This window comes from Panacibacter microcysteis, from assembly GCF_015831355.1.
GTDB lineage: Bacteria > Bacteroidota > Bacteroidia > Chitinophagales > Chitinophagaceae > Panacibacter > Panacibacter microcysteis.
On record NZ_JADWYR010000001.1, the window covers coordinates 1,137,102 to 1,150,011 of the forward strand.

A 12,910-nucleotide genomic window follows, 5' to 3' on the forward strand; every position below is an offset into this window, starting at 1 on the left:
CGAAAATAATGTCTTTTAAGGTGAGTAGGTGTTTTTTCATTTTCTTTCTGCATCAAAATGCATTCTCCTCGCGTCTGAAAATGTTTATAAATGTTAATAGAACAATTTTCACATCCAGCCAGAAGGTCCAGTTATATAGATACCAGATATCGTGATCGACACGGTTTTGCATAAACCTGATGTCTTTCGTTTCGCCACGGTGCCCTTTTACCTGTGCCCAGCCCGTAAGACCTTGTTTCATTTCAAGGCGTTTCATATAGCCATTTACTTTGGACGCATAAAACGCTGTATGCAACAACATGTGTGGTCTTGGGCCTACAATACTCATGTCTCCTTTTAATACATTGAAAAACTGGGGAAATTCATCAAGGCTTGTCTTACGAAGAAAAGCACCAATACGGGTTATTCTTGCATCGCCTTTGCTTGCCTGGAGCTCATCAGACTCTTCATTTACATACATACTTCTGAATTTAAAGCACCAAAAAGGGACATTATTTCTGCCTGACCTTAACTGGCGAAAGAAAACCGGCCCCCTGCTTTCTAACCTGATTAACAGACCTATAACCGGAATCATCCAGGAAAGAAAAAACACAATGATGAAAAGGCTTACCAGGATATCGAATAAACGTTTAAAAAGCTGGTTATGGGATTTATGGAATGCTATGGCGGGAGGAGATAATTTGCCATAAGCAGGCACCAGCCAATCAGCAATGGTGTCTCCGATCTGCAATTTGTCAAACCTATATTCTGCATTTTCCAGGCTGATATTAGCTGTCTGCAACGAGCTTGTAAAGAGTACCTTTTCTGCTTGGGTTACCATTATTTCCCGAGACCTTTGCATTACCCGCTTTTGCTGACCGGCCAAAGCCATGGGTGATGCATACTGATACCAGTCTTCGTGTATACCGCTGTGCAGATAGCTTTTCAGCCATCCCGTTATATGAGCAACTGGCGTACGGCCACTATACTCTAAAATATTAAGGAGAAGAGTCTTGACAGATCTCCTGCACATATATATGCTAAGCAGAACTGCAAAGACAGCAAGGATAGCAATTACACCAAGCTTCCTGTTTGCACCTGGCAGCCATGAAAGAACCGATAAAATATAGAATGCCGCCAGCTGAAACAACAACTCCCATCCGCGGCGGGATATGCCCTGTGAGTGCGCGCTTTCAAGAACGGCGCAGCAAACGAATGCTGCCAGCCATAGCGTATTGAACAGCAATAAGCTGTTTAGAAGTGTATCTCCTGTCTTTTGATCTATGCAGGTAAAAATAAGAACAGACAATAGCAGGTTAATCATTGCATTGTTTCTACCACTTTCAAAAAAATGTAAAAACAATTGTCTTTTCAAATTCATAAGATAGATTTTGGATTTAACTGTTGGAAAACATGATTCCCTAAATTCTGTAAACTTTGCGTAATTAAACGCAGTAAATATACAATCTTATATCCTAACAAGACATTAACTTATCATTATTAATATCATACAGAATTTAATATATTGGTAATCAACTGATTAAAATTTTTTTAAGGTTTTTATCATATTGGGGCATTGTAACACATTTGGGTTCTGCCTGCCCGCTTCAATCTTCGCATTGTTCATCAATGTTCCGAACGATGCAGTGAGTGACACAACAGGCGATGCCATGGAACACCACTGCTGAAACAATCATCTATACAAATTGATTGCTAACAAGCGCGGGTACCGGAAGATGACGTACTACTTTCTTATATTTTTACAAGTATAAAAAACCCGCTACATACGTAGCGGGTTTGTGTTTTGAATAGGCTACCTTTTTATGATGACCTTTGTTAATGCAATAGTATTGCCATAAAGATCCTGCATATGCAGCATGTAGATGCCGGCGGCTAATTTGCTTACATCAATATTAGTTGCAGAGAGCGCTGCAAGACTTTTTGTATTATCTGCCCAAACAACCCTTCCATTGATATCCCGAAGCGTTGCTGACACAGTTACATCCTGCATTTTATTTACCCGGATCTTTATAAAAGAACTGGCAGGGTTTGGATACACCAAAAGCTCTACATCGCCGCGGTTCAATACCTTATCTGCCTGCACGTTTGCTGGCTGGCCGGCCGCCGCAAACACCGCTGCACTCGTAGTAAAGGCCACACTATCTGTGTACGCACTAAAGCCTGTAACACCATTGGCACTGTCTGTTGCTGCTACGCGCCAGTAATATTTGGTTGATGCGCTAAGATTCCTGAGGATATAGAAAGTGGTATTGCCGTTTGTTTTTACCGTTGTCCATGTTGCAGCCGACTCCTGGCGGTATTGAATAGTAAAATAGTTGGCGCAATTCAGGGCGTTCCAGTTTAGCCTTGCCTGTGCAGCCTGGATTGCGGTAGTGCGTGCATTTACAGGTTTTGGCATCAGCTCAACTGCGGGGAATGTTGCATAAGCAGTGCCTGTAGCGCCATCTCCGTATACTCTTACAGTGTAATTACCTTTTGGCAGGTTGGCAAACACGTAATTCTGCGTGTTATTGATTGTTTTTACAGTGCCATACGGAAGATTGTAGCGATACAACTGGGCAGTATAAGGTGCCTTGCTGCCTCCACATTTAATTGTAATGCTATTGGTGCTGTCGCACGTAGCTGATGTACTGGTTGCCACCAGGGTTACAGTTGCTTTAGTCTGTGTAAATACAGGCGATATACTATATGCAGTAAAATCACTCGCATAGTAGGTAAATACCTTGAGGTAATAGTATCCCTTTGTTAACCCTGTAAGATTTATTGCATTGGGTGTACCGCAGAAATAATTGCTATAAATAGGTGCAAGTGTGGTATCCTTATACACCTGCAGCCATGTACACCGTAGAGATCCGTCAGACTTATGAGCTTCCTGGTTGAAGTTGATCGTCATCGTTCCAGCATTGCCGGTGTAGTTGATCTTCCATCGGTCTTCTGCATTTTTTACACCATCGTAGTAAAAGTTTACATGACCCGTAACGGTACCGTTAGAAGGTATTGTTTTTGCCTGGCCAAAGTAATCGTTTGGTTCGCTGTCATTGGCAAAGGTGTAGGCAGTAAATGCATTGGTTAAAGTATAAGGCGCCCATTCACTTGTGTAATAGGTATTGATCCTAAGGTAATATGTACCTGCCGCAAGACCATCTGTTTTTATTGATGTTGATGCAGAACTATACACCGCGTTAACCTGTGTGGTACCATCTTTATCAAACAGGTATACCCACACATTCTGCCCATTGTTCGAGCTGATGGTAAGGTTGATCATACCATCCTGCGGAATGGTTATTTTATACCAGTCTGCCGTGTCTTTTACAAGGTTATAGTAATAGTTTACATGGCCGGTAACGCTGCTGTTTAATGTAATACCGGTAGCTGATGTTTTATTATTGTTCGGCTCCGTATCATTGGCCTGCGTTGGTACAAACAGGCTGTCAGTAAGAGTATAAGGTGCCCATTCACTTGTGTAGTACGTATTTACCCGTACGTAGTAGGTGCCCGCAGCAAGACCATCTTTATCTACTACAAACGCAGAACCTGATGTGTAGCCACTGGCCACAACCGTAGAGCCATCGGCATCATATAGGTATGCCCATACATTTTGCCCATTGCCAGATTTCATGGTAAGGCGCAGCCGGCCATCTGCATTGGTGGTAATCTTATACCAGTCTGCTGAATCTTTTACTTTATTGTAATAATAATTTACATGACCGGTTACCGTGGTGTTCACAGGAAGTACCAGCGCCTGGGCCCTTGTACCATTTGGTTCGGTATCATTTGCAGGTGTGGCAGCAAACACGCTGTCGGCCAAAGTATATGGCGCCCATTCGCTGCTATAGTAGGTATTTACTCTTATATAGTATGTTCCTGCAGCAAGGCCATCTTTATCTACCACCACTGCTGATCCGGAGGTGTAACCGCTTGCAAGCACCGTGGTACCATCATTGTCATACAAATAAGCCCACACGTTCTGGCCATTGGCAGAGGTCATCGTCAGCCTTATGCGGCCATCCGCAGCCGGGGTAATTTTATACCAGTCGAATGTATCTTTTACATTGTTATAGTAATAGTTTATATGGCCTGTCTTACTGCTGTTAGGGTTTAGCACTTTTGCCAGCGCCCTCGTATTGTTTGGCTCTGCATCATTAGCCTGTACAGGAACCGTTAATGTATTTGATATGGTATAGATGGGTAAGTGACCGGCATAATAAGGAAACAGCCGCAGGTAATATGTACCGGCTGCAAGACCATCTGCAATAATACTTGTAGAGGTAGATGTATAAGCTTCTTTCAGTACGGTTGTACCGTTGTTATCTATTATCTGGCACCACATAAACAGTGCATTGGAAACGGTTATATCAACACTCAGTTTGCCATCGGCATTGGTGGTTACGCTCCACCAGTCTTCATCTCCGGCAGTGCCAATAGATCCGCTGTTGCTGCCATTCAGGGCAAGCGTATTGGCCGCAGCACGGGTATTATTAGGTTCAGATTCCGCTGCAAGCACATTCTGCATGCATACAATCATTATAAAGCTTACAAGGGGTAGAATTTTGTATCTCATAAAGGTAATTTTGGAGATACAAATTGAACCATTCGCAGGAGGCTTATCAATAATCCATTTGGATAGTTTTCAATTAAAAAAGGCATAAAGGCAGTTATGAACCCAACTTTTGTATATCTATGCAACTGCTGTTGCGTCGCACTCTTGTACAGCAGAAACTTTATTGGGCAAACGCGAAGATTGAAGCGAGGCATTTAACAACCGGTACGGCACATTGCAGCTACTAATATTCATCGACGAAAAAAACCGGATACAATCCGGCGGTATGTAGCCATAAATTGGCAAAGAAAGCAGGATAATCAACCACCAACACTTAAACCTCCTTCATGAGAACAATATCGGTACTATTTTTTACAATAGCTGGCATTGTTGCAAACGCACAAACAAAACTGGCAGACAGTATCAGAATACAAATTTTCAATGCCCGTACACCTCAGCAGAAACTCTCGGCAATACTGGATTACTGCGATCAATACCAAAGCCTGAACATAGACACTGCTTACAACTACGCATTACTGGCGCTTGGCCTGGCCGAAAAAACAAAAGACAAACGAAACACAGCAAGGGCGGAACTGGCTTTCGCCAATGCTTATTATCTGTGGGGTTGGGTAGACAGTGCAAATGCTGTGTGCGACAGCGCTTTAAAAAAATACAACGCTGCAGATGCAACCATAAGAGATATTTATTTCAAACTGCTCAGGCAAAAAGCCATTTGTTACGGAGGTGTGCAACGCATACCGGAAGCCCTGGATATCCTATACCGGCTGCTGACAGAAGCACAACAATTTAAAGACTCCGTTACTATTGCCTATACCTGCAATACCATTGGTTCTGTAAACATCAACATATCAAAACCACGGGATGCAATCAGGTGGATAACGCGTGCACTCAACTACGACACCAAAGATGCAAGATTTAACAGCACCAGGGCTGCCATACTCGCAAATGCAGCGTATGCTTACATGAATACAGGCAACAATGATTCCGCTACCTGGTACATCAATGCCGCTATACCATTAGCGCGTGTTTCAGAAAACCTGAATACACTGGCAACTGCTTTACGCATAAGAAGCAACCTTTACACCGCAGCCAGGCAATACGACATTGCAGAAACCGATCTCCGCGAAATGATTGCAATACGCAACAAGCTAAGCAGCAGTTCAAATATTGCAGACGAAATTATACAGGTTGCCAACTTTTACGCAAGTACCGGCAGAGTAGAAAAAGCCATTGAAGTCTGCCGCCGGCATATAAAAGAGGGCAACATTTATAATACCAGAGACACTGTGGCATTTACCAATCACCTCAGCGTTAAGCTGGGCTACTACGAGGCGCTGGCGGGCTATTACAGGCAGGCCGGCATGGATAAACAATACGCCACCACACTGGAAGATATTATTGCTGCAAAAGACTCGCTTAATACCTACAGCAGCGCAATGGCACTTGCAGAAGTACAGACCAAATACGAAACCGAACAAAAAGAGAAAACAATACTGCAGCAGGAGTATGACCTTACAAAAAAGAATGTCATCATCTACGGCTCGCTGGTGCTCTCCATGCTTGCAGGCTTTATATTTTACCTGCTTTTCAGGGAATACCGCAGGAAACAACGAATAAAAATGGCACTTGCAATGGAGCGTGAGCATATGGTAAAACAAGTTGCCGTTAAAGAAGCAGAAGAAAATGAACGAAAACGCATTGCAGCAGACCTCCACGATAATCTTGGGGTACAGGCAAATGCCATTTTACATAATACCGCATTACTCAAAGAAGAAACAGGTGTCAACGAATTGTTGATCGGCGACCTTCATGATACCGCCAAACAAATGCTGCTCAACCTGCGGGAAACCTTGTGGGCTATGAAAACCGCTGATATCGCTGCGCCGGAACTATGGATCCGCATCATCAATTTCAGCAAACAAATGGCAAGGCACTATACATCCATACACTTCACCACACAGGGCACACCGCCACCAGCTTTGATATTGTCTTCAGCAAAGGCACTGCATACAGTAATGATCATCCAGGAAGCAGTACAAAATGCAGTAAAACACAGTAATGCCAATAATGTGATTATATCTTCAATTGTAACACCGACCGAGTGGTGTGTTTCAATAGCAGATAATGGCAGCGGCTTTAATCAAAATGCCGCAATGGAAAAACCAGATGGCCATGGCCTTAAAAATATGCAGGAACGAGCAGTTGCAGCAGGCATTATTTTAACCATACAAACCCATACAGATACAGGCACAATAATAGAACTGGCCATAGACAACAGTTAATGCGCTGTAAATCTTATTTCCACCATTGAGCTCTGCCTCATTAAAACTATCCAAATGGATTATGCTTTACCTGTTACAGGTTCTTCAAATTTGTAATAAATTGCATGTATGGTTCGCATAGCAGTGGTAGATGATAAAGCAAGTAACCGCAGTGTGCTGAAAGATAAGCTACGCCGCAACCCGCTTTTTAATATTGTGCTTGAAGCAACAGATGGCGAAGACTTTCTTCAGCAAATCAAATCTTTCCGGGAAGAACAACTGCCGCATATCGTTTTAATGGATCTTGAAATGCCACACGTTGACGGTGTTACAGCAATCGGTACCGCATCGTCTCTTTACCCTTCTGTAAAATTCGTGGTACTCACTATTTTTGATGATGATGATAAAATTTTCCGTGCCATAAAAGCAGGCGCATGTGGTTACCTGCTTAAAGAAGAGAGCGGCCAGGTAATTACAGGCATGCTCATGAACCTGTGGGAAAGCGGCGCCGGGCCTATCTCTCCCAGTATTGCTTATAAAATATTACAGATGGTGCAACACCCGTTGCAGATTAAAGAAGATAAAACAAATACACCAGATATTTTCCTGCTTAGTGAACGTGAAAAAGAAATCTTGCAGTTACTCAGCGAAGGGCTGGAGTACAAAGAGATTGCCGCCAGGATCTTCATCAGTCCAAACACCGTAAAGAAACACAGCATTAACATCTACAACAAACTGCATGTAAACAGCAAAGCCCAGGCGTTACGCATTGCTTATACCAAAGGATTAATTTAACCCTGCGCCCATCAGGCTATTATTTCGTTGATCACCTTTCCTTTTGTATCGGTTAGCCTGAAAGGCCTGCCCTGGAACTGGTAAGTAAGTTCCTCATGATTAAAGCCGAGCTGCTGCAATATGGTTGCCTGCACATCAAATGTCTCTACCTTACCGCTAATGGCACTATAACCTATTTCATCTGTCTCGCCATGGCTGAAGCCTTTTTTTATACCTGCCCCGGCCATCCATATAGTAAAAGCTTCCGTGTGGTGATCTCTTCCCTTAAACGGGTTTTGTTTGCCTTCCCGGTTCTCCATCATCGGCGTTCTGCCAAATTCACCGCCCCAAACAACAAGCGTTTCTTCCAGTAAACCACGTTGCTTCAGATCAAGGATCAGTGCCGTTATACATTTATCTACCTGCCTGCATTTATTAATAAACCCAAGATCAATGGCCAAGTTAGAATCCGTACCATGACTATCCCACCCCCAGTCAAACAACTGCACAAAACGCACACCTTTTTCCACCAGCTTTCTTGCAAGCAATACATTATTGGCAAAGCATGCTTCTCCAGGTTTTGTACCATACATTTCATGAATGTATTGCGGCTCATCATTAATGTTCATTACTTCCGGCACAGATATCTGCATCTTGTAAGCCATCTCATACTGCGATATGCGCGACAATATCTCCGGGTCATTATACGCTTTATACTCCTCTGCATTTACTTCGTTTATGGCATCAATACTGGCTTTGCGCAGGTCCCTGCTCATACCACCCGGGTCATTTAAAAACAACACGGGGTCACCTTCACTCCTGCATTGTACGCCCTGGTAAACGCTTGGCAGAAAACCGCTGCCCCACACACTTTTGCCCGCATCAGGATTTCTGCCGCCGCTTGTAAGCACCACGAAACCCGGCAGGTTCTCATTTTCAGATCCCAGGCCATAAGTAACCCAGCTACCAATGCTTGGTCTTCCCAGTCGCGCAGAACCTGTATGTACAAGTAGCTGTGCGGGTGCATGGTTAAACTGGTCTGTGGTAACAGCTTTCAGAAAACTTATTTCATCCACAACAGATGCAAGGTGCGGCATGTTTTCACTTACCCATAAACCACTTTCTCCATGTTGCGCAAATGTGGCCTGCGGGCCCAGCATTTTAGGCACACCGCGTATAAATGCAAAACGCTTGCCCTCCAGTAATGATTGTGGGCAAAGTTGCCCATCCATTTTTGCCAGTTCCGGCTTATAGTCAAATAACTCAAGCTGCGATGGCGCGCCTGCCATATGCAGGTATATCACGCTTTTTGCTTTGCCAGGAAACTGGGGCAGCTTTGGCGCCATAGGGTGTGCAGGGTCAAAAGCCACCTGCGCTCCCTGTTTTGTTTTATCGCCGCAGCCAAACAACGCAGCCATTGCAAGGCCACCCAAACCCATGGCACTTTCCCTTAAAAAATGACGCCGTGTATGCATTTGCATCACGCTCTTCTCTGCTTCACGTAACAAACGCTGGTTATGTAGTTCCTTTTTTGTCATCATGTAATATTTATGAACCCGGCTGTAGAAAAAGCATGAAGCTTCCGTTGCGTCGCACTCTTGTACTGTACAATAAGTTTCAGCGCTTCGATGCGGATTACAAACCTTGCTTTATTCACCTGTAATAAAGTGCGGCACCTGTTGCCTGTTGATCCCACAGTACAAGTGAGTGACACAACAGGCGATGCCACCTGCACTGCAGCCTGCTACAACATATTTGCCACTAATTTTTTGTCACCACTTCATCCAGGTTCAGCATCGCATTTGCAACAACAATCAATGCGGCCGTTGCCGCATTTGTATGCCTGCCCATACCGCCTGTCATCTCACAAATCTTCTCAGGGTTCTTATTGAATTGCGCCAAAGCTTTATTGTATAAACCTGTCAACGCAGCTAAACTGCGTTCATTGATGTGCTGGTATGTAGCCATCTCAAACCCTTTGCTGATCTGTGTTGTAACGTCGCCTGCTGCTGACTGCATCCGATAGGCAAAATTTCTTGCAGCATCTATATATGCAGAGTCGTTGAGCGTTGTTAATGCCTGCAAAGGTGTGTTGGTGCGTATGCGGCGTGCTGTACAAACTTCTCTGGACACACCATCGAAAGTTAACATGGAAGGGTAAGCAGCCGAACGTTTCCAATATGTATAAACGGCCCTGCGGTACTGGTCTTCGCCTGTGCTTTGCACCCACTCTGCACCATTCCATGGCGAAAGCCAGATGCCTTTGGGCTGGTATGGCATAACACCGGGGCCATACATTTTTTTACTCAGCAAACCACTGATGCAAAGTGACTGGTCTCTTACCTGCTCTGCAGTAAGCCGCACTCTTGGTGCTCTTGCATAGTATTTGTTTTCCGGGTCTTTTGCCTGCAGCTGCGGTGTAACTTTTGAAGATTGCCTGTATGTGGCGCTGGTAACCATTGCTCTTACGAGCTGCTTCATGCTCCACCTGCTGTCGTGCATAAACCTGTAAGAGAGGTAGTTTAATAATTCCATATGTGTTGGCGCAACACCCTGTGTGCCGAGGTCTTCCAGCGTTTCTGCAAGACCGGTACCAAACAGTTGCTCCCACACACGGTTTACCATTGTCCTGGCTGTAAGCGGGTTGTCTTTTGCTGTAAGCCACAATGCAAGCCCCAGGCGGTTTTGCGGTGCATCTTTGGGCAACGCGTTTAACGATGCTGGTACAGCGGGTTTTACTTTGTTGCCTTTTACAAGCCAGTTACCACGTTCAAAAACATAAGTGGCCCTGTGCATAAACGCAGGGTCATCCATCATGACGGGGATGGTGGGCACATTTGTTTTAAGCAGCTTCCAGTATAATTTCTTTGTATCGTTATACCCTTGCCGTTCCTTCCCGGGAAACTCCTGTGTAAAATAAAGCCAGTCTAATAAAACACCCGCATCTGCAGGCTTATGCAGGTTATTGTTTACATAAGTAAATATCAGGTTGTGCACACCAACAGCAGGTTTCAGCGGTATTTCTGTAATCTGCCAGTCGTTGGTTTTAGCAAGGGTTGTATGGGCTACTACGGGGCCGTTTGCACTGTCGAGATGTATTTGCCAAACACCACCGGGTACCCAACCCTGGTAGCGGAATACCAGCCGGTCAGTATTGGTAAGATCAACATTTTTTAGCCGGCATACAGCATTGTTGCGGAATGAGGCCCACTTGGTATCGTTTAATTCACTGTTGGTAAAACTATCGCAGGTAAGCGAATTGTAAGATGGCTGCCATGTTTTTAAAAAGGTATACACCTCGTTTGCTTTTTCTGCAGAAACATTTTGCTTTACCCAGTTTACAACAACTGAAAGTTCCTGTTGTAAAGTATCGTTATCATACATACGTAACAGCGGGTAATCTGCATTCGTATCTTCATCTCTCGTGTCGTTGAAGAAAGCCATGAACTTATAATACTCTTCATGTTTAAAAGGATCGTACGGATGGCTGTGGCATTGCACACAACTGAACGTAGTGCCCATTAATGCATCCCAGGTTGTATTTACACGATCGAGTACTGCCGCCGTTCTGAATTCTTCATTGTCGGTTCCACCTTCATCATTGGTCATGGTATTGCGGTGAAAGGCTGTGGCAATATAATCGTTATCAGTAGGGTTTTTTAAAAGGTCGCCGGCTATTTGCCTGATCAGGAAAGAATCATACGGCATGTCATTATTAAATGCGTTGATAAGCCAGTCTCGGTACCGCCAGATGCTCCTGCTGTCGTCGCGCTCGTAGCCTTTTGTATCAGCATACCGCGCAAGATCCAGCCACATACTGGCCCACTTTTCACCAAAATGTTGAGATGCAAGCAAAGAATCTACCAATGCATCATAAGCTTTGGGGTCGTTGCTGTTTAAAAATTGCTGCGCAAGTGCATCTGAAGGCTGCATGCCAATAATGTCAAGACTTACCCGCCTGAGCAACGTTGCCTTATCTGCCTGTGGTGAAGGTTGAAGATCTGCTTCCCGGAATCTGCGCTCTATGAAATAATCTATGTCATTTTGAGCCCACGCACTTTTTGATGTAAGTAACCCAAAAAAACGTTTCTGTTGCGGTACTTCAACCGGCTTCAATGGTGTGTAAGCCCAATGTTCGCCCCAGTTTGCACCCTGGTTAACCCAGTTGCGCAATATTTCAATGTCTTGCTTTGATAATGGCTCATGCTGGTATGGCATCCGCTCTTCAGGATCATCGAGCGTAAGGCGGCGAATCATATCACTGGCGGCAGCGTCTCCGGGAATAATGGCTGGTTTACCCGATGCTGTCTTTGCCAGCGCTTCTTCGCGAAACAATAAACTAAAACCACCTTTCGCTTTTACACCACCATGGCATGTAATGCAATGCTTATTAATGATGGGCTTTACTTCTGTACTAAAATCAACGGTGTGGTTATTACCGCTGATGATCCATGCACTTACCAAAATAAGTACAGCAAGTGCGGCTATAACGCCGGCTAATCGTTTATTCAATGGCTTAAGCATAATGTGACGTTTAAAGTTACATAAACTCTCAGCGCCACCTGTTTCTGTATTGGCCTGTTGTGGTACTTTTTTAACTTATTAAAAAACTGCACATGCGTATCAAGAATAAACAGCCAATGATGAGCCGTGCTTTACCGCATTGGTTGGGCGCCTGTTGCGTCGCACTCTTGTACTGTTGAAACTTTACTCAACAAACGCGAAGATAGAAGCGGAAACTTTGCAGGCCCCCTGCGAAGCAAACTGTGACGCATTAAAAGTCGCGGTGTTCTGCTACCCAGGTTTTAATGTAACCGGCAATATCTGTGGTTGCGGCACCGGGTGCAAAGAGTTTGCCTACGCCCAGTTCGTTCAGTGTTTTCATATCATCATCAGGAATAATGCCGCCGCCGGTAAGCAATACATCGTTCATGTCTTTCTCTTTCATCAGTTGCAGAATTTTTGGGAATACCGTCATGTGCGCACCACTGAGAATGCTTACGCCAATAGCATCCACATCTTCCTGCAATGCTGCGTTAACAACCATTTCAGGGGTTTGGCGCAACCCTGTATAAATTACTTCCATACCGGCATCTCTCAATGCAGTGGCAATAATTTTTGCACCGCGGTCGTGCCCGTCGAGGCCAACTTTGGCAACCAGTACTCTTACAGGGCGATTTAATATTGTAGTCATGCAACCGCTTTTGATAAGGCCCAAATGTAGCAGAATTTTGCTTGCTATTACTTGTGGTGACCGTACCCGCAAACTGCAGCTGCCCATAGTGTTGCAGATGAACGTAATGCGACGCAAGGG

At 44.5% G+C, this 12,910-nt stretch carries 7 protein-coding genes; 2 read left to right on the forward strand and 5 right to left on the reverse strand.

What is annotated here, in order from left to right:
- Positions 1 to 52 precede the first annotated feature (52 nt).
- Positions 53 to 1,360, reverse strand: coding sequence for a sugar transferase (locus tag I5907_RS04550; RefSeq protein WP_196989540.1), 1,308 nt, complete (start codon positions 1,358 to 1,360; stop codon positions 53 to 55).
- 432 nt (positions 1,361 to 1,792) lie between these two features.
- Positions 1,793 to 4,561, reverse strand: a complete 2,769-nt coding sequence (locus I5907_RS04555; protein ID WP_196989541.1) for a T9SS type A sorting domain-containing protein — start codon at positions 4,559 to 4,561, stop codon at positions 1,793 to 1,795.
- A 326-nt stretch (positions 4,562 to 4,887) separates the two neighbouring features.
- On the opposite strand from I5907_RS04555, the gene I5907_RS04560 reads away from it, so the two are divergent.
- The gene (locus I5907_RS04560) at positions 4,888 to 6,843 is read left to right on the forward strand and encodes a sensor histidine kinase (protein ID WP_196989542.1); all 1,956 of its coding nucleotides are present in this window, start codon (positions 4,888 to 4,890) and stop codon (positions 6,841 to 6,843) included.
- A gap of 108 nt (positions 6,844 to 6,951) precedes the next feature.
- A complete protein-coding gene (locus tag I5907_RS04565; RefSeq protein ID WP_196989543.1) occupies positions 6,952 to 7,617 on the forward strand; it encodes a response regulator transcription factor in 666 nt (221 codons plus the stop codon).
- Positions 7,618 to 7,628: 11 nt separating this feature from the next.
- Here the strand turns inward: I5907_RS04565 and I5907_RS04570 are convergent, their stop codons facing one another.
- The 3 genes from I5907_RS04570 to I5907_RS04580 form a co-directional block, all read right to left on the reverse strand.
- Entirely contained in the window at positions 7,629 to 9,137 is a 1,509-nt protein-coding gene (locus tag I5907_RS04570) for a DUF1501 domain-containing protein (RefSeq protein ID WP_231401962.1), read from the reverse strand.
- Positions 9,138 to 9,357: 220 nt separating this feature from the next.
- Positions 9,358 to 12,120: a DUF1553 domain-containing protein gene (locus I5907_RS04575; protein ID WP_196989544.1), complete on the reverse strand. Its 2,763-nt coding sequence runs from the start codon at positions 12,118 to 12,120 to the stop codon at positions 9,358 to 9,360.
- A 250-nt stretch (positions 12,121 to 12,370) separates the two neighbouring features.
- A complete protein-coding gene (locus tag I5907_RS04580; RefSeq protein ID WP_196989545.1) occupies positions 12,371 to 12,790 on the reverse strand; it encodes a cobalamin B12-binding domain-containing protein in 420 nt (139 codons plus the stop codon).
- Between the last annotated feature and the right edge of the window lie 120 nt (positions 12,791 to 12,910).